The 18675-nt window shown below is 60.3% G+C and carries 19 protein-coding genes; 6 read left to right on the forward strand and 13 right to left on the reverse strand.

The window, feature by feature from the left end:
- Positions 1-204: 204 nt before the first annotated feature.
- Genes trmFO through gluQRS form a run of 3 tightly spaced genes read left to right on the forward strand, consistent with a single transcriptional unit; the run spans position 205 to position 3072 of the window.
- Entirely contained in the window at positions 205-1545 is a 1341-nt protein-coding gene (gene trmFO / locus AC2FNL_RS15705) for a methylenetetrahydrofolate--tRNA-(uracil(54)-C(5))-methyltransferase (FADH(2)-oxidizing) TrmFO (RefSeq protein ID WP_170439273.1), read from the forward strand.
- Positions 1546-1582: 37 nt separating this feature from the next.
- A complete protein-coding gene (locus AC2FNL_RS15710; RefSeq protein WP_496834234.1) occupies positions 1583-2197 on the forward strand; it encodes a class I SAM-dependent DNA methyltransferase in 615 nt (204 codons plus the stop codon).
- Positions 2194-3072, forward strand: a complete 879-nt coding sequence (gene gluQRS / locus AC2FNL_RS15715; RefSeq protein WP_496834236.1) for a tRNA glutamyl-Q(34) synthetase GluQRS — start codon at positions 2194-2196, stop codon at positions 3070-3072. Before AC2FNL_RS15710 ends, gluQRS begins: the two co-directional genes overlap by 4 nt.
- Before the next feature lie 15 nt (positions 3073-3087).
- Here gluQRS and hisI read toward each other — a convergent pair whose 3' ends face one another.
- Positions 3088-3477, reverse strand: a complete 390-nt coding sequence (gene hisI / locus AC2FNL_RS15720; protein WP_496834238.1) for a phosphoribosyl-AMP cyclohydrolase — start codon at positions 3475-3477, stop codon at positions 3088-3090.
- 48 nt (positions 3478-3525) lie between these two features.
- Between hisI and AC2FNL_RS15725 the strand changes: the two genes are divergently transcribed.
- On the forward strand, positions 3526-3978 hold the full coding sequence (locus AC2FNL_RS15725) for an iron-sulfur cluster assembly scaffold protein (RefSeq protein ID WP_093962022.1): 453 nt from the start codon (positions 3526-3528) through the stop codon (positions 3976-3978).
- A 58-nt stretch (positions 3979-4036) separates the two neighbouring features.
- Positions 4037-4675: a MarC family protein gene (locus tag AC2FNL_RS15730; protein WP_093962021.1), complete on the forward strand. Its 639-nt coding sequence runs from the start codon at positions 4037-4039 to the stop codon at positions 4673-4675.
- A 187-nt stretch (positions 4676-4862) separates the two neighbouring features.
- Here AC2FNL_RS15730 and AC2FNL_RS15735 read toward each other — a convergent pair whose 3' ends face one another.
- From AC2FNL_RS15735 to sciP, 5 genes are all read right to left on the reverse strand, one after another.
- Positions 4863-4985, reverse strand: coding sequence for a hypothetical protein (locus AC2FNL_RS15735; protein WP_254920125.1), 123 nt, complete (start codon positions 4983-4985; stop codon positions 4863-4865).
- A gap of 110 nt (positions 4986-5095) precedes the next feature.
- Positions 5096-7186: an ATP-dependent DNA helicase RecG gene (recG, locus tag AC2FNL_RS15740; protein WP_496834240.1), complete on the reverse strand. Its 2091-nt coding sequence runs from the start codon at positions 7184-7186 to the stop codon at positions 5096-5098.
- Positions 7183-9309: an NAD-dependent DNA ligase LigA gene (ligA, locus tag AC2FNL_RS15745; protein ID WP_496834241.1), complete on the reverse strand. Its 2127-nt coding sequence runs from the start codon at positions 9307-9309 to the stop codon at positions 7183-7185. Before ligA ends, recG begins: the two co-directional genes overlap by 4 nt.
- 122 nt (positions 9310-9431) lie before the next feature.
- Complete coding sequence (gene ctrA / locus AC2FNL_RS15750; protein ID WP_093962018.1) at positions 9432-10148, reverse strand: response regulator transcription factor CtrA; 717 nt, start codon at positions 10146-10148, stop codon at positions 9432-9434.
- An 84-nt stretch (positions 10149-10232) separates the two neighbouring features.
- Positions 10233-10526: a CtrA inhibitor SciP gene (sciP, locus tag AC2FNL_RS15755; protein WP_093962955.1), complete on the reverse strand. Its 294-nt coding sequence runs from the start codon at positions 10524-10526 to the stop codon at positions 10233-10235.
- A gap of 130 nt (positions 10527-10656) precedes the next feature.
- On the opposite strand from sciP, the gene mnmA reads away from it, so the two are divergent.
- On the forward strand, positions 10657-11802 hold the full coding sequence (gene mnmA / locus AC2FNL_RS15760; RefSeq protein ID WP_496834243.1) for a tRNA 2-thiouridine(34) synthase MnmA: 1146 nt from the start codon (positions 10657-10659) through the stop codon (positions 11800-11802).
- Here the strand turns inward: mnmA and AC2FNL_RS15765 are convergent.
- From AC2FNL_RS15765 to bamA, 7 genes are all read right to left on the reverse strand, one after another.
- The gene (locus tag AC2FNL_RS15765; RefSeq protein ID WP_496834245.1) at positions 11796-12380 is read right to left on the reverse strand and encodes a hypothetical protein; all 585 of its coding nucleotides are present in this window, start codon (positions 12378-12380) and stop codon (positions 11796-11798) included. The two genes, mnmA and AC2FNL_RS15765, sit on opposite strands and share 7 nt — an antisense overlap.
- Complete coding sequence (gene lpxB / locus AC2FNL_RS15770; protein ID WP_496834246.1) at positions 12380-13537, reverse strand: lipid-A-disaccharide synthase; 1158 nt, start codon at positions 13535-13537, stop codon at positions 12380-12382. Before lpxB ends, AC2FNL_RS15765 begins: the two co-directional genes overlap by 1 nt.
- Positions 13537-14331 carry an LpxI family protein gene (locus tag AC2FNL_RS15775; protein ID WP_496834248.1) on the reverse strand — a complete coding sequence of 265 codons (795 nt, stop codon included), beginning with the start codon at positions 14329-14331 and terminating at the stop codon, positions 13537-13539. Before AC2FNL_RS15775 ends, lpxB begins: the two co-directional genes overlap by 1 nt.
- A gap of 4 nt (positions 14332-14335) precedes the next feature.
- Positions 14336-15121, reverse strand: coding sequence for an acyl-ACP--UDP-N-acetylglucosamine O-acyltransferase (gene lpxA, locus AC2FNL_RS15780; RefSeq protein WP_496834250.1), 786 nt, complete (start codon positions 15119-15121; stop codon positions 14336-14338).
- Positions 15118-15591 (reverse strand): 3-hydroxyacyl-ACP dehydratase FabZ, encoded by a 474-nt coding sequence (fabZ, locus tag AC2FNL_RS15785; RefSeq protein WP_093962012.1) that lies wholly within the window; start codon positions 15589-15591, stop codon positions 15118-15120. Before fabZ ends, lpxA begins: the two co-directional genes overlap by 4 nt.
- Positions 15592-15663: 72 nt before the next feature.
- Positions 15664-16194: an OmpH/Skp family outer membrane protein gene (locus AC2FNL_RS15790; RefSeq protein ID WP_496834251.1), complete on the reverse strand. Its 531-nt coding sequence runs from the start codon at positions 16192-16194 to the stop codon at positions 15664-15666.
- Between the two features lie 59 nt (positions 16195-16253).
- Positions 16254-18614 carry an outer membrane protein assembly factor BamA gene (gene bamA, locus AC2FNL_RS15795; RefSeq protein WP_496834252.1) on the reverse strand — a complete coding sequence of 787 codons (2361 nt, stop codon included), beginning with the start codon at positions 18612-18614 and terminating at the stop codon, positions 16254-16256.
- Positions 18615-18675 lie beyond the last annotated feature (61 nt).

Raw genomic sequence — 18675 nt, forward strand, 5'->3', positions numbered from 1 at the left:
AAGCTGGGACAGGGCTGAGGCCTTCACTATCTTTTGGGTCGCCGTGGGCGGAAGGTCCCTCCAAGCTGGTTTCTCTCACCGGCGCAGACATTCCCGCAGCGGCGACCCCAAGACTTCCCAATAATTTCATAGCTTTGCTGCCCTAGTGGCGGCTGTTTTCGTTGGCCGTTGCACGCGCCGGCCACCTGCCCTATTTGGACGCACATGACACAGAAATTGCATATCGTTGGCGGCGGAATGGCCGGATCCGAGGCCGCCTGGCAGGCCGCCGAAATGGGCGTGGACGTCGTGATTCACGAAATGCGCCCCAAAGTGGGCACTTTTGCGCATCAAACCGGCAACCTGGGCGAGATGGTCTGCTCCAACTCGTTCCGGTCTGATGATGACGAGCAGAACGCCGTTGGTTTGCTGCATTGGGAAATGCGCGCGGCCAATGGGTTGATCATGACCACCGCTGACGCCCACCGACTTCCTGCGGGCGGCGCTCTTGCCGTAGACCGTGAACCCTTTGCCGAAACGGTGACCGCCAAGCTGAAGGCGCATCCACGCGTCACCGTCACCGGTGAGGAGGTCACTACGCTTCCGGACGATGGGCATTGGATATTTGCCACCGGTCCGCTGACCTCGCCAGCGTTGGGCGCAGCGATCCAGCGCGAGACCGGGGCCGAGGCGCTGGCCTTTTTCGACGCGATCGCCCCGATCGTCTACGCTGACACGATTGATATGAGCAAGGCGTGGATGCAGTCGCGCTATGACAAGGGTGAGACCGAGGAAGAGCGTACTGCCTATCTGAACTGCCCGATGGACCGTGACCAGTACGAGGCCTTCATCGACGCCCTGCTGGCCGCCGACAAGACCGAGTTCCACGAAGGTGAAACAGCTGGCTATTTTGATGGCTGCCTGCCGATTGAGGTGATGGCCGAGCGTGGGCGCGAGACCCTCCGCCACGGGCCCATGAAACCGGTGGGCCTGACCAATCCGCATCAGCCGGACGTAAAACCTCATGCCGTGGTTCAACTGCGTCGCGACAACGCTTTGGGCACGCTGTTCAACATCGTTGGGTTTCAGACCAAGATGAAATATGGCGCACAGACCGAGGTGTTCCGGATGATTCCGGGGCTCGAGAATGCCAGTTTTGCCCGTCTGGGCGGCATCCATCGCAACACCTTCATCAACTCGCCCACCTTGCTGGATGCGCAGATGCGCCTGAAATCCAAGCCGAACATCCGATTTGCCGGGCAGATCACCGGGGTTGAAGGATATGTCGAGAGCGCCGCGATGGGCCTGCTTGCAGGTCGTCTCGCGGCGGCCGAGATCTTGGGCCACTCCCTGCCCCCGGTTCCGCAGGACAGTGCCATGGGCGCGCTGATCCATCACATCACCGGCGGGGCCGAGGCCAAGACCTTTCAGCCGATGAACGTGAATTTCGGCCTGTTCCGGCCGGTCGACGGGTTGAAGGGCGGACGGCGCGGCCGCAAGGACCGCTACAAGGCTTATACCGACCGCGCCAAGGAGGCATGGCAGCAGTGGCTGACGCAAAGCTGACTGGACGCAGACCGGGCCACGGGCCTAAACTGACGGCATGAGCGAGAAGTTCCTCAAAAACACATATCATCTGAATACGCCGCAGGAAACCCAGGCGCATTATCAGAAATGGGCGGCCTCTTACGAAGATGAGGTGGCCGAGCACGGATATGCCACTCCGGGCCGCGTTGCCGAGGCGTTGTGGTCCAAATTGCCGCAACCGGACACACATATCCTTGATTATGGCTGCGGGACCGGGTTGTCCGGTGTCGCCTTGCACAAGGTCGGATACCGGGCAATCGACGGCGTCGATCCGACACCCGAGATGCTGAAAGGTGCTGCTGCCAAGGGCGTCTACCGCAATCTTGCTGCAATCGACATCACCGATCCCAACCCTTTGGTGACGGGGGCATACAAGGCTATCGCCGCGATCGGAGTGATCGGCGCCGGCGCCGCGCCGCCGCAGACATTCGACATGCTGATGAAAGTCTTGCCCAAAGGTGGCCTGCTGGCGTTTTCGTTCAACGACCATACATTGGAAGACCCCGGCTATACCGGGCGCCTGAACGAATGGCTGGACATGGGAGCGGCGCGCCTTCTGTTTCGCGAACACGGACCGCACCTGCCAGGGCTAGACTTGAAATCCGACGTATATATCGTTGAAAAGACGTGAAATTCACCACAAGATTTGCCCCATCTCCAACCGGGCCATTGCATCTTGGTCATGCGTATTCGGCTTTGCTGGCGTATGACCTTGCTGTCCGAAACTCCGGCACGTTCCTGCTACGGATCGAGGATATCGATCAGTCCCGTTCGCGTCAGCATTGGGAGGATCAGATCTATGACGATTTGACGTGGTTGGGTTTGACGTGGCCTCGCCCTGTGTTGCGGCAATCCGATCGTATGTCGCTCTATCGGCAGGCCTTGAACCGGCTGTGGTCCCAAGGACTGCTATATCCGTGCACCTGCAATCGCAAGGATATCGCGGCCGCCGCCAGTGCGCCGCAGGAAGGGTATCCTCTGCACGGACCTGACGGCGTCATATATCCCGGAACATGCCGTGAAAAATGGACATATCAGGTGCAGTCCGCGATCCCGGAGGATGTGGCCCTGCGTCTCAATATGTCCGAAGCGCTGCGCCGGATCGCGAGGGACGCCACCGGGTTGAGGTTTCACGAGACCGGGTCCGGTCCGGATGGCGCGACTGGCTGGATAGAATTGTCGGACGAACAGATGCTGCACGGCGTCGGCGATGTCGTCCTCGCCCGGCGGGGTATGGGCACGTCTTATCACCTGTCAGTCGTACTGGATGATGCGGCCCAGAACATCTCACATGTGGTTCGCGGTCAGGATCTGTTTGACGCAACCGGGATTCACGTGGTGCTGCAGCGCTTGTTGGGGTTGGAGACGCCAACCTATCACCATCACCGACTGATCCGGGACGAAACCGGAAAACGGCTGGCCAAGCGAGATGACGCCAGGGCGATTGCGAAATACCGGGCCGAAGGAGCGACGCCCGAAGACGTCCGCGCAATGGTCGGTCTTTAGGTCCGCTAGGCGCCGTCAAACCATCGGCGACATCAATTCGACCTCTTCCCCATCCCGGACGGCGGTGTAGAAGCAGCTTCGGCGGTTTGTGTGGCAAGCGGGGCCGCTTTGTCGTACCAGAACCAACAGGCAATCCCTATCGCAATCGACGCGAAAATCCACCAACTCTTGTACGTGGCCCGAGCTTTCTCCCTTGATCCAGAAGGACTGGCGCGAGCGCGACCAATAGGTGACGCGCCCGGTTTCCAGCGTCTTTCGGATCGCCTCGGCGTTCATCCAGGCCATCATGAGAACCTCGCCGGTGCTCTCCTCCTGCGCGATGGCCGGGACCAACCCAGCCTCATTGAATTTGAGTGTAGACGGGTCGAACGTAGCAGAGCGCGACATCGCAAAAACCTTTTGCATCCCAGAACATGGCCACTATGTATGGGGAACAGCCACCGAGGGAAACCCATGTCCGGCGAAACCGACCTGATCAAGCTCTACTCCGGGCGCATTCTGGCGCTGGCGGCCGACATTCCGCACCTGCAGCGGTTGGAAGATCCGGATGCGACCGTCAAGAAACGGTCGCCCTTGTGCGGCTCGACGGTTGCCGTGGACATCAAAGTGCGGGACGGAAGGATCACCGAGTTTGGCCAGGACGTGAAAGCCTGCGCGCTGGGTCAGGCCGCAGCGGCAGTAGTCGGTGCATCGGTCATCGGGGCAACCCGCCCCCAAATCGAAACCGCGCGCGACCAGTTGGCGGCCATGCTCAAGAGTGATGGCCCTACCCCGGATGCGCCGTTTGACGAGTTGGAAGTTCTGCGGCCCGCCCGCGATTACAAGAACCGGCACGCGTCGATCATGCTTGCGCTGGACGCCACCGCCGAGGCTTTCGAGAAGGCTGAACAAGCCAACTGCGCCTGAACATGGTCTTTTGATCCGAAGGCGGCTAACCTCCTGACCAATTTGACGGAGAAGCCAATTGAACAACCTTCTGGAACATTTTGTAACCTTGTGGGTCGTCATCGACCCGATCGGAACCATCCCGGTGTTCATTGCCGTCACCGCGGGTATCGAAGCCGCCGCGCGCCGGCGCACTGCCCTGCTCGCCGCACTGATCAGCGCCGGGATCCTTCTGTTCTTTCTGGTCTTTGGGCAATTGCTGATCGAAGCGCTGGATATCGGCCTCAACTCGTTTCAGGTCGCCGGCGGGATCATCCTGTTCCTGTTCGCGCTGACGATGATTTTTGGCGAAAGCAAACAGGAAATCGAACAGCGCCAGGCCGAAGAAGACATGGAAGACAAGCTGCACAGGCACAACCCGGCGATCTTCCCGTTGGCGGTCCCGTCATTGGCATCACCCGGTGCGATGCTGGCCATCGTCATTCTGACCGACAACCACCGCTACAGCGTGGCGGATCAGGGCATTACTGCGCTGGTCATGCTGTCCGTACTGGCCTGTGCCTTCGTGTTGATGCTGCTGGCCGAGCCGATCATCCGGCTGATCGGTCATTCGGGGGCAGCAATCATCAGCCGGGTCATGGGAATGATACTGGCTTCAGTGGCCGTCAACTCGGTCCTGTCAGCCCTGCTTGAGATATTCAAAACCGGTCAACTGTAAAAAAAACCGCCGCTCCTTCCGGGCGGAAAGGGCGGCGGCAGTTAATGCGTTTCTCGCGTGGGGTCCGGATTACCGCGTGGGGCCGAGGCACGGCCCCTTCAAGGGGTTTGGGACAGGCAGGTCACCCTTGACTGAAATGGGGATGACATACGCGGGTTGATCGGCACGAGATCGCAGGCAGAAAGGCTTAGAACCCGACGGGCAAGTGAAGCGCCACCATCAGTATGACAACCAGCGAAGCCACGCCGGCTGCATCCTGCAAAAGCGTGGCTTGCGAACGGCTGAAAGCACTTTTGATCTGGGTCAGCATGTTTCACCTCCGGTCGGGAATTAATCCTTTGTTGACCTTTTGTTCTCATATTTCCGGAGATCAGTAAAGAACTTTATGAGAACATTTGTGAACTTTTTGCGCGCAACCCGCTAACCCACTGAAATCAAACGGATGGCCTGATCCTGTTTCATCAACCAAAGAAGAACACGGGCGGCCTGACCTCGTTCCGAGGTCAATTTCGGATCCGAAGCCAGCAGCGCACGCGCGTCAGTTTGGGCAACAGCCATAAGTCCAGCCTGCCGTTCCAGATCGGCAATCTGGAACCGGGGCAGACCGGATTGCGCGGTTCCGATCAGGTCACCTGCCCCGCGCATCTCGAGGTCCGTTTCGGCAATTCTGAATCCATCTTCGGTTTCCCGCAAAACTTCAAGCCGTCGTCGGCCCCCTTCGCTGAGCGGCGCTTGATACATCAACAGGCAGGTCGACGCATCATGCCCGCGTCCGACCCGACCGCGTAACTGGTGCAACTGAGCCAGCCCGAAGATTTCCGCCCGCTCGATAACCATGATCGTGGCGTTGGGGACGTTTACCCCCACCTCAATGACCGTCGTCGCAACCAAAACCTTGGTCCGCCCGTCCTGAAAGGCGGCCATTGCCGCATCTTTCTCGGCCGGGGGCATCTGTCCGTGCACAAGGCCGACGATTCCGTCACCCAACTGGGCCCGCAAGTGTTTGAACCGTTCCTCGGCCGCGGTGAGGTCGGAGACCTCGGATTCGTCGACCAGCGGACAGACCCAATAACACTGCTTGCCGTCTTCGATCGCGCGGCGCAGATGATCGACCACCTCTTCCATACGTGTAGTGCTGACAATCGCCGTTTTGACCGGTTTGCGTCCCGGCGGTTTCTCATCCAGGACCGAGACGTCCATATCCCCATATTGTGCAAGCGCAAGGCTGCGTGGGATCGGTGTGGCCGTCATGACCAGAACATCGGCCCCCTGCCCCTTCTCAGAGAGCTCCATCCGCTGACGGACCCCGAACCTGTGCTGCTCGTCGACAATGGCCAGACGCAAGTCATGGAAGGCCACATCGTTCTGGAAAACCGCGTGAGTGCCCACCAGAATTTGGATGTCACCCGCCTTGAGCGCGGCCAGCTTCGCCTTGCGCTCGGCCCCTTTGTCCCGTCCCGTCAGGATTTCGAGAACCACGCCGGCGTCTTCGGCCAGGGGGCGAAGGCCCTCCAGATGCTGGCGCGCGAGGATCTCGGTCGGAGCCATCATGACACCCTGACCACCGGCCTCTACCGCTACCAGAAGCGCCATGAACGCAACCAGTGTCTTGCCTGATCCGACGTCCCCCTGCAGCAGGCGGTTCATTCGGGTCGGAGCGCCCATGTCCTCGGTTATCTCTCGTATCGCACGCAACTGAGCCCCAGTGGGTTTGTACGGAAGCGCATCCATTACACGGGTCTGCAACGCCCCGGTTGCGACACTTATGGTCCCACGTGTTTTGCGTTCCCGCAGGCGGGCCAGAGCCAGAGTCAGTTGATGGGCGAACAGTTCGTCATAGGCCAGACGTTCGCGCGCGGGAGCAAAGGCCGCCACGTCATCGGCACCTTGCGGTGTGTGGGCCGCCCGGACGGCATTGGCCCAGGTCGGCCAGCTCTGGCGGGCAACCTGTGCAGGATCCGCCCATTCCGCCAGATCTGGCAGGCGTGCCAGCGCGCTTTGCGCCGCCTTGTAGGCCGTTTTCTGGGTGACACCTTGGGTTAGGTGGTACACGGGTTCAAACTCGGGGATGTTATGCGCCTGCTCGACCGGCAGAATGTGGTCCGGGTGAACCATCTGCGCAGTTCCGTCAAACAGTTCGAGCTTGCCGGACACCACCCGTCTCGCCCCTTCGGGCAGGACCTTTTTCAGGTAGTCGGCCCGGGCATGAAAGAAGACCAGTTGAAAATCAGTCTGACTGTCCTGCACGAAAATCCGATAGGCTCCGCCCCTGTTGTGCGCCGGACGGTGGGCGCCAACGGTGACTTCCACCGTAAGTGTTTTGGGCAAATCCACGCCCCGGATCGTATCACGCCGCCGCCGGTCAACCACCGCATATGGCAATGCAAACAGCAGATCGCGTGGCGTTTCCAGCCCCATCTGCGCCAGCAGGCGTGCGGTCTTGGGACCGATACCATCCAGCGTCTCGAGCCCTGCAAAAAGCGGGTACAGTTGCTCTGGACGGCCGCTCATGCGTCCCCGATCAACTGCAGCCAGCTGTCTTCATCCAAGGTTTCGATCCCCAGCTCTGCCGCCTTCTTGGCTTTGGACCCTGCGCCGGGGCCGGCCACCAGATAATCCGTTTTTGCGCTGACCGACCCAGCCACTTTGGCCCCCAGGGCTTCCGCGCGGGCCTTTGCTTCGGCCCGGGTCATTTTTTCGAGCGTACCCGTAAAGACAACCGTTTTTCCCGCGACGGGGCTGCCCGATGTATCCGGCCGTTTGGCCTCTTGTACGTTCAGTTGAGCGACCAGCGCATCGATGCTTTGGCGCTCTGCGTCCTGAGCAAATGTCGAAACCAGGGTCCGGGCCATGACTTCACCGACGCCGTCGATATTCAGCAGCTCATCCCATTCGGGTCCGCTGAATTGGCTGGCGGCCGTGACAGCCTGCTCGAACGCATCCCACGTGCCGTAGTGATTGGCAATCAGGTTCGACGCGACTTCACCAAGGTGTCGAATACCCAGGGCAAACAGAAGGCGGCTCAGTGGAATTGTCCGCTTTTCCTCGATCGCGGCAAAGAGTTTTGCGGCGCTCTGACTGCCCCAGCCTTTTCGATTGGCCAGCTTGTTCAGATTTGCAGCGTCCCGCTTTTGCAATGTGAAAATGTCTGCCGGCGTACGGATCGGCAGGTCCGGGTCGTTGTAGAACATTTCGATCTGCTTGGCCCCCAACCCATCGATGTCAAACGCCTTGCGGGAAACGAAGTGCTTCAGTTTCTCTACCGCTTGCGCCGGGCAGATCACCCCTCCGGTACAGCGGCGCACCGAGTCGCCTTCCTCGCGGATCGCGTCGCTGCCGCATTCCGGACATTTCGTCGGAAACTCAAACGGGACAGCTTGTTCCGGCCTTTTGCTCAGGTCGACGTCGGCTATTTTTGGGATCACATCGCCGGCGCGGTACACCTGCACCCAATCGCCGACCCGGATATCTTTGCCGTCGCGGATCTGTTCGCCTTTCGAATCCCGACCGGCGATGTAGTCTTCGTTGTGCAAGGTTGCATTTGACACCACAACACCGCCAACCGTCACCGGGTGCAGCCGCGCAACCGGGCTAAGCGCTCCGGTTCGGCCAACTTGAATGTCAATCTCCTCAAGCCGGGTCCAGGCGAGTTCGGCAGGAAATTTATGAGCGATCGCCCATCTTGGTGTGGTCGAGCGAAACCCAAGACGGGCCTGCAACGACAAATCGTTCACTTTGTAGACGACGCCGTCGATGTCATAGCCAAGCGTGGAGCGCTGCTCTTCGATTGCACGGTAGTGCTCCAGCATTTGCGCGGTCGAGCTGCATACGGCAGTTAGGTCGTTGGTGGAAAAGCCAAGGGACTTCAATCGATCCAACGCAGATGACTGAGTGGTTCCCAACGGCTCGGACACTTCGCCCCAGGCATAGGCGAAGAACCGCAGGGGCCTTGCGCGCGTAACTTCTGGGTCGAGCTGGCGTAGCGAACCCGCGGCCGCATTTCTCGGATTCGCAAACAGCTTCGCGCCCGCCTCTACCTGCTTGGCATTCAGCTTCTCGAAATCGTCATGAGACATATAGACTTCGCCGCGAACCTCCAGAATCCCCGGCGCGTCGGCGATCTGTTGAGGGATATCTGAGACGGTCAACGCATTGGCCGTGACGTTTTCGCCGACCTCACCATCGCCCCGTGTTGCCGCCTGCACCAGTTCGCCGTCCTCGTAACGCAGAGACAGCGACAAACCGTCGATCTTTGGTTCGGCCGTGAATTCGAGGGACGCCTCTTCGCTCAGCCCAAGATATTTTCGAACGGACCGAACGAAGTCTGCAACATCCTCATCGTCGAATGCGTTGCCAAGCGACATCATGCGGACCGCATGGGTCACTTTACCGAAACCGTCCACCGGTCGCGCACCAACCTGATCGCTGGGGCTGTCGGGGCGCTTTAGCTGCGGGAACCGCGACTCGATTTCGAGATTCCGAAGTTTTAGGGCATCGTATTCGGCATCCGAGATCTCGGGCGCGTCCTGGCCGTGATACAGGTCGTTGGCCTGCTGCAAGAGTTCCGCAAGGCGTGCCAATTCCTCTCGAGCCTGGTCCTCGGTCAGATCTTCTACTGCAATCAAATTGCTCATGGCCTCGCCCTGTCACATCGTCTTGGACCCCAGTGATAGGGCGAGGTCATGGTCAGGTCCAGATGTGCTGAGCCGTGAGTGCGAGTGCCACCCTGGACCGCGGTGGCGGATGGGTCAGATTTTCAGGCGCCGACGGCCAAGCGAGTGTTTTCCACCGTGTCCATCTGGGGATCGCGCAATACATACCCCCGGCCCCACACCGTTTCGATGTAGTTCTCGCCGCCCGTGGCGTTGCTGAGCTTTTTACGAAGCTTGCAGATGAAAACGTCGATGATTTTGAGTTCCGGCTCATCCATGCCGCCGTAAAGGTGGTTCAGGAACATTTCCTTGGTCAGGGTCGTGCCCTTGCGGAGGCTCAGAAGCTCAAGCATCTGGTATTCCTTGCCGGTTAGATGCACCGCCTGATTGTCAACCTCGACCGTCTTGGCATCCAGATTGACCGCGATTCGTCCGGTTCGGATAATCGATTGCGAATGACCTTTGGATCGGCGGATGATCGCATGGATTCGCGCCACCAACTCCTCGCGGTGGAACGGTTTGGTCAGGTAGTCGTCGGCCCCGAAACCGAAGCCCTTGATCTTGCTTTCAGTGTCGTCGGCTCCGGACAGGATCAGGATCGGCGTTTCAACCCTTGCAATGCGCAACTGACGCAGGACTTCATGTCCGTTCATGTCCGGCAGGTTCAGGTCAAGCAGGATCAGATCGTAGTCATACAGCTTGGCCAGATCTATGCCTTCCTCGCCCAGGTCCGTCGCATACACGTTCAGGTTGGCATGCGTCAGCATCAGCTCGATGCTTTTGGACGTGGTCGGATCATCCTCGACAAGAAGAATTCGCATTGCACTGCTCCAATTCAGGTCAACTATTCCAGTTCTGGTTAACCCTGATCACAAATGGTTAATCTGACGTTACCGTTGAATCATTTATTCGCTTTCGCCTTTAGGTTGTCTATATTTTTTTAACGCCGTCACTTTCAAGGCATCGATTCCGTGTTCGGCGACCGCAGACACCCATGTGTTGAACTCTTCGTCACTCAGGCCGTATCGTTTCTTGGCATCCGACAAGGAGATCAATCCGTAAAGCACGCCTCGGACGACTACCGCTTTTCTTGATGCGACCCAGCGTTTCGTATCCGCAGGCGGCAAATCCGCTCGGGACAAAACAGACCCATCCGGCAGGGTAACTGACCTTGGTCCCTCAACTTTGTGCAAATACATCTTTTGACCCTTTTTCTGGTGCCACAAAGCTGACGGCAGTCTACTTAATGCGCGGTGAAACCGCCCCTTGAGAGTGCGTAGAATTTTCCTATATTCTGCCGGTCTTTCTTAACCCGGACTGGAACAGCCCATGGCCCTCGATACCGAGACTCCGCGCAACTCGCTTGGCTTTGCCAAACCCCCGTCGGAAACGCGGGTGGTCGTCGCCATGTCGGGTGGTGTCGACAGCTCGGTCGTGGCGGCGTATCTGGCGGATCAGGGTTATGACGTGGTGGGTGTGACGCTGCAGCTCTACGACCACGGAGCGGCGCTGGCCAAGAAGGGCGCGTGCTGTGCCGGGATCGACATCCACGACGCCCGCCGCGTGGCCGAGGAACGCGGCTTTCCGCACTACGTTCTGGATTATGAAAACATCTTCAAGGACGCCGTGATCGACGAGTTCGCCGACAGCTATCTGGCCGGCGCGACTCCGGTGCCCTGCATCCGCTGCAACGAGCGGGTCAAGTTCAAGGACCTGCTGGAAACCGCCAAGGATCTGGAAGCCGACTGCATGGCGACCGGCCACTACATCCAGCGCAAGATGGGTCCCAATGGCCCTGAACTGCACTGCGCCGAGGATGCCAACCGCGACCAGTCATATTTCCTGTTCTCGACCACGCCCGAGCAGCTGGAATTCCTGCGCTTCCCGCTGGGGCACCTGCCGTCCAAGGACGCAACCCGCGAGATGGCCGCGCAATACGGGCTGAGCGTGGCCGACAAGCCCGACAGTCAGGACATTTGCTTCGTGCCCAACGGCAACTATGCCAGTGTGATCGAGAAACTGCGCCCCGGCGCGGCCGAGCCCGGCGAGATCGTTCACGCCGACGGCCGTGTTCTAGGCCAGCACGACGGCGTGATCCACTACACGATCGGCCAGCGGCGTGGCCTTGGCATCGGCGGGCTCAGTGAGCCGCTCTATGTCGTCAAGCTGGACGTTGATCGCAAGCAGGTTGTCGTCGGCCCCAAGGAACTGTTGGCCACCCGCACCATCCCCGTACGCGAGATCAACTGGCTGGGCGACGAACCCTTCACCTCGAAAAAGGAATGGCATGTTTCGGTCAAGGTCCGCTCGACCCGCCCCCCGCGCGAGGCGATCATCCGTCCGCTGACCGACACCACCGCCGAGGTCGAATTGCTGACCCCCGAGGAAGGTGTCTCGCCCGGGCAGGCCTGCGTGTTCTATGAAACCGGGGGCAGCCGCATCTTTGGCGGTGGCTGGATCTGGCGCGGTTACTGAACCGCGTCGGTCCACGAATTGCTGAGGATATAAAGCCCGGCGCAGATCATGACGTAAGGCACGAGGTACTCCAACCGTTGCGCCAGGCGCCCCGTCATGATCTGGGCGCGCCCACCGATCAGCCCCACACCCGCAAGAGAGAGCGCGGCGAGACCTGCCCCAAGCACACCTGCCAGCCGGAAATCGGGGGTCGAGTCGGCCAGCAAGGGGGCGAGGACTGCAAACGTGTCCATCGAAAGGCTTGTGAACAACAGCATTGTCACCAGCGCCGAGGTGCTGCCCGGCACAGCGGTTGCGTCCTGGCCATTTGCTCCGCGAAGCTGTCGAACGGCCCCGAAAAGCCCCAAGGCCAGCGGGATGGCGCCGAGGTAGCCCGCCCAGTGCGGCACCACATCCTCGACCCCCAGCGCCAGCAGGAAAGCCGCGCCGATCACCAGCCCCTGTGCCAGCAGAAACCCGAGAACGGCGCGTTGCGGCCCAGTGACGATCATCAGGGCGACCAGCGCCATGAGGTTGTCGAGATTGGTCAGCACCTGCGCCATGAAGGCCGAGGCCGCAAAGACCGCATAGTCCAGCATCACGGCGTCATCCGCTCCAACACCGCACGCGCGGCCCGAAGACCGGGCGCTTCGCCACCCCGGCCGAGACGTTCCATCGTGACGGCCATGGCCTGCTCCTGCGCGTTCGGCGCGGCAGACACCGCGCCAAGCGCGGCGGCGATGGCTTCAGGCGTGCAGTCATCCAGCAGGCATTCCGGCACCGTTCGGGTCTCGGACACAAGGTTGACCAGCGTGACCGTATCCAGCTTGACCATGCGCTCGGCGATCTTCTGGGTCAGCCAGGTCAGCTTGTATGCAATCACCATCGGCGTGGACTGGGCCGCCAGTTCCAGCGAGACCGTGCCGGACGCGGCGAGGGCGATCTCGGCGGCCGCAAAGGCCGCACGCTTGGTGGCCACCGCCTGATCCGTGTCGATGTTGCGCGGGTCCACCACGACCGGCTGGCCCGGCCAGGACCGGACATGGGCAGCCACGGTATCGGCCACATGCGCGACCGCCGGAACTACCACCCGAATGTCGGGGCGGTCCTTCAGGTACAAGGCAAGCGCCGCGCCGAATACGGGCGCCAGCCGATCGACTTCGCCCCGGCGCGAGCCGGGCAAGGCCAGCAGGATCGGCGCGTCGCCGAGACCGTGATCGGCGCGGAACTGCTCGATCTGCGCTTCGGTTGCAACCGGCTCGCTGGCCACCGGGTGGCCGACGAAATCGCATTCCATTCCGGCGTTTTCCATATAGGGTGGCTCGAACGGCAGCAGGGCCAGAACATGGTCGATGACCTTGGCCATCTTGTCCGCCCTCTTGGGGCGCCAGGCCCAGACGCTGGGCGCGACATAATGCACGGTTCGTATACTGCTGCGCGCCTTGACCTGCTTGGCCACGCGCAGCGAAAAGTCGGGGCTGTCGATGGTGATCAGAACGTCGGGCTGGGTGTCCAGAACGGCCTGAGCGGTTTCGGCGATGCGGCGCTTGAGGTGAAAGAACTTGGGCAGAACCTCGACCAGGCCCATCACACTGAGCTCGGACATCGGAAAGCGGCTGACCAGACCCTGGGCCTGCATCAGCGGCCCGCCAACCCCGTCGAATTCGACGTCCGGAACAAGGGTCTGCAACCCCTCCATCAGCGCACCGCCCAGACGGTCGCCCGACGGTTCACCGGCGACCAGAAAGACGCGCATCAGACGGCCCGCTCATGTACGTGCAGGAACAGGCCCAGGCGGTCGCACTCCGCGATCACTTGAGGCCGGTCCAACACGATCACCCCACCCTTTTCGATGACGATGCCGGACAATCCGGCGGCAACGGCGCTGGATACGGTGTCGGGGCCGATGGCAGGCAGATCGGCACGTCGGTCTTGGCCCGGCTTGGGGCCCTTGAACAGAATACCGCCGCCCGCATCCGGGCGCGCGGCCAGCGATTGCAGCATCCAGGCCGTACCGAAGGCCCCTTCGACAACCAGAACCTGGCCTTTGTGAACAACGCAAGCCTGTCCGATATCCGCTGCCCCCATGGCCCGCAGGACACCCACGGCCCGGTTTGCATCGCCCAACTCCGCCTCGGTCGGCTGTGCCTGGGTCAGACATCCGAGAGGAGGCAGCAGGCCCGTAGCGATCTCGTGTGCGGCCCGCACGCGCAGTCCGGCGTCCTCCAAAATGCCGATCACCGCCCGCAAGGCTCCGTCGTCACCCGACATCAACGCCTGCTGTATGATCGGAACCAAGGGCATGGTCTGCGCGTCAATCCGGGCGGGGTTTATGTCTGGCCTGCGAACGGCACCTGCGAGGCATACATCTGTGACGCCGCGCGCTTTGAGCTCGGCGATAAAACTGCCCAACTGCTCCAGCGGGAAGGTCACGTCTGGCGTCAGAGTGTCAGGCTGAAATCCCTCCATCGCGCAAACCAAGGGGCGTTCCGGCAGGTGCGCAACCAGTTCGTCCGGCAAAACCCCTGTTCCCGCGATCAGAGCCAGCATGATCCTATTTCCTTGGTGTCAGGAACGAACGATCGCTTTCGCCCGTCACGAATTCCACGATCTGACGCACATAGTCGCTGTCGGTGCTGTCGCCCAGTCGCTTGGCGCGGTCCATGAAGGTGCCCTCGCCTTCGGACAGTTCGCGAAAGGCCGCACGCAGCGCCGAAATGTCCGCCCGGGAAACGCCTCGGCGTTTAAGGCCGACAAGGTTCAGCCCCTCCAATTCGCCACGCGAGGCCTGAACCAGGCCGTAAGGGATAACATCGTTGGGCACCATGGTCAGCGCACCGATGATGGCGCCGCGGCCCACGCGCACCCATTGATGCAAGCCGGAAATGCCGCCGAGGATCACGTCATCCTCGATGATGCAGTGGCCGGCGGCGCCGGAATGGTTCACCATGATCACTCGGTTGCCGATCTGCACGTCATGCGCCACATGAACCCCGGCCATCAGCAGGCAGTCATCGCCGATGCGGGTCACGCCGCCGCCACCCTCGGTGCCGGTATTGACCGTAACGTGTTCCCTGATGCGGTTTCGCTTGCCGATTTCCAGCCGCGTGTTTTCGCCCCCGAACTTGAGGTCCTGCGGGATTTCACCAATCACCGAAAAGTTGAAGATGACGCAGTCGTCACCGATTGAGGTATCCCCGGTGACCACCACATGCGACTTCAATTCGACTCGGTCGCCCAAACGCACCTGTGGCCCCACATGGCAGAACGGGCCGATTACGCAGTCCTCGCCGATCTGAGCGCCGTCTTCGATGATCGCGCTGGGATGAATTCGGCTCATGCTGTTTTTTCCATATCCCAATCGACATAGGCCGAGAACTCGGCCTCGGCCGCCACTTCGCCGTCCACGGTTGCACGGCCGCTGAACTTGAAGATCTTGCCGCCCTTCTTGCCGCGCACGGTTTCGACATGCATTTTCAGCACGTCACCCGGCACCACTTTGCGGCGGAATTTGCACTTGTCGATATTCATGAAATAGATCAGCAGTTCGCTGTCGATGACATCCATGCCGACGCCCAGCATAACACCTGCGGTTTGCGCCATCGCTTCGACGATGGTCACGCCGGGCATGATCGGCGTACCGGGGAAATGGCCCTGGAAATGCGGCTCGTTCATGGTGACGTTCTTGATGCCGACCGCCGACTGATAGCCGTCGATCTCGACAACCTTGTCAACCAGCAGGAACGGATAGCGATGCGGCAGGATCCGCTGGATCAGCTGAATGTCGGCGCTCTTGGTTTCCGTGGTCATTTTCAGGATGTCCTGTTCTCGGGGTCTCGTTCACGCGTGGTTAGCAATACCCGTACCCAAGGGCAAGCCACGCTATGGCTTGTCGCCCTCTTCCAACTGCGATCCATCGCCAATGGCAGCGTCGATCTTGCGGATGGCGATGGCCGTAACATCCGAGGCGTCCGAGCTGAGAAATACGTTGGATCGTTCGATGATCAGGGATGCGCCTGTTTCGCGCAGCAGGTCGATGAGCACGGGCTGCGCCAGCTCAAAGAACTGATTGCGCGCCTCGTCACTGCGGCGCGCCAGAGCATCCAGTTTCGCGCGTTGCCCCTCGCGGTGAGATTGGACCTTTCGGTCGAAGGCTTCCGCAAGCGGGCGGAACTCCTCAGGGCTCAGAACTTCGCGCTTTTGCGTCAGCTCTTTTTCCTCGCGGCTCAGTTCGGCAACGATGCGTTCATTTTCTGCGGCCAGCGCAGCACTTTCTGCTTCGATCTCATCAAAAACCCGTCGCCCGAATGCTGACTCGGTGAAGATCCGGTCGCTCGAGATGGTCAGCACGCCGGATTGCGGAACCCCCAACTGCTGGGCGGCCACTGGGAACGACACTACTAGGAAGATCAAAACACACAGGGCCCGTAATGGGCCCTGTACAAACTTCGATATCGTCTTGACCATGGACGTCAGAACCGCGCCTGGATGGTAAAGTCGAAGTTCTGCTCTTTGTCGAAGTCTTCCTTCTTCACGGCTTGTGAGAAGTTGAACCGCAGCGGACCGAACGGCGTATCCCACAGCAGCGAGACGCCGATAACCTGACGGATCGAGCCGTCTGCGCCGACGATATTGGCACCCGTCGTATCAACATTGTTAATGTTGTACAGGTTGCCGATGTCATAGAAGACACCGCCGCGCAGCCCCAACTCCTCGGGCAGACCCAACGGGAAGTCCGACTCAAACCGGGCGACCCAGTAGTAGTTGCCGCCGATCGCATCATCCTGCCCGTTCGACAGGTCACGAGGGCCGATACCGGCCGGCTCGAAGCCACGGAACGTTGTCGGACCCAGGACATAACGGTCAATTGCCCGGCTGAAGTCGTCACCTTGCCAATGGAGCGCGCCGGCCTCGAAAGACGCGCGCAGCGTCATTTCCTCGTTCAGGACCTTTGTTTGGGCAATCGCCCGGGTCGAGGTCTTGAAGTACTTGTTGTCTCCACCAAGGCCAGCCGCGTCCACGCCGACCTCGAACAGAACACCTGCATTCGGGTTCAGGCCACCCAGTCGGCTGTCATAGACATAGGCCAGCCCCAGCGAGCTTGTCGAACGCTTGCCTTGCGCGATTTCCGACGCGATGACTGCCCCGTTGACCTCGTCGTCCTGCTGCGACATCTCGGACTTGTTCCAGTTGTACCGCAGGCGCAACGAGGACAGTTCGCCAATCGCATAGCTGAGCTGCGGATTGATGAACACGCTCTTGGTGTCATAGCTGGCAAAGCTGGAATTGGTCCTTGAAAGACCAAAGCCCAGATCGAAACGCAGTTTCCGGCCCAACAGATATGGTTCGGCAAAGTTGATGACGTACTGCTCAGAGTCCTGCGCTGTCGACAGCGTCAGGCCAAATTCTTGACCACGCCCGAGGAAGTTTCGCTCCTCAAGCCGGATGGCGATCCCGAAACCGTCGGAAACCGAGTAGCTGCCGCCCAACGCCAGTGAACCGGTCGGCTGCTCCTGGACATCCACGTCCACGATCACCTGGCTGGGGCTGGACCCTTCGCGGGTTTCCACATCCGCGACCGAGAAGAAACCCAAGGCCCGGATGCGTTCGGCGCTCTGCCGGATTTCGCGCGGGTTGAAGGGGTCACCCTCGACCGTGTCGAACTGGCGCCGGATGACCCGGTCCAGAGTGGTCGTGTTGCCCTCGATGTCGATCCGTTCGACAAAGATGCGCGGGCCTCTGGTCAGCACGAATTGAACATCCAGCGTCAGGTCACGGTCGTTGCGGGTCACACGCGGCTCAACGCGCAGGAAGTCGACGCCCTGCTTCAGGCCAAGACGCTCCTGCCGCGCGATCGAATTCTCAATCAGCGTGGGCGAATACGTGACACCAGGTTTGATCTTGAGGGCCTTCTGATACTCGGCCGCATCAACGCCCGGGATTTCGCTGACCGTCGAGATGTTGCCGAACGAGAATTTCTGACCTTCGGTGATGTTCATCACCAGATAGAAGGCGTCACGCTCTCGCGTGAACTCGACATTGGCGCTGTTGATCCGAAAATCGACATAGCCGCGCGACAGGTAGAAATCACGCAGAACTTGTTTGTCGAATTCGATGCGGTCGGCAATGAATGTGTCACCGCGCAGGAAGGTGCGCAGGATGTTGGCCTGCTTGGATTCAAGGACACGGCGCAGACGACGGTCGGAATAGGCGCGGTTTCCTACAAAGCTGACGCGCTCGATCTCAATCGTGGTGCCTTCGGCGACTTCAAAAACCAGATCCACCCGGTTGTCGCTGCGGCGGATGATCCGCGGAATGACTGTGGCCGACACACGACCTTGCGCCGAGTAGATCTCGGCGATCTTGTCGGCATCGGATTCCGCGACCTGCGGCGTGAACACCCGGCGCGGCTGCGACGAGATTGCCTGAATCAACACGTCGTCCTTGACGCGGCGATTGCCCTCAATGCTGATCTTGTTGATCGTCGGATACTCGGCGACCTCGATCACCAGAGTATTCCCGCGCGGGGTCAATTCGACTGTCTCAAAAACACCACTGTCAAGCAAACGCTGGTAGGCGTCATTCAACTGGCCCGCAGTGACTGACTGGCCGGGTGTGATTCCTGTCCGGGCGATGATGGTGGACGTCTCAATGCGACGGTTGCCCTGAACATCGAACGACGAAATCGTGTAGGTCTGGGCCTGGGCGACTTGCGGTACCGCCGTAAAACTCATTGCCGCAAAGAGGAAAAAAATCGTTAGTGCTCGCCACAAAATGTTGCCGTGCGGTTGCGCAGTACCGCAGGATGTGCCCGCGCCTCTCCTGTAAGCCATTTTTGTCTCTACCTAGAATTTCGGACTTTAGAAGTTGAGTAGCCGCTCTGGTGGGCCTTGT

Source organism: Ruegeria sp. CRTD044 (genome assembly GCF_059613485.1).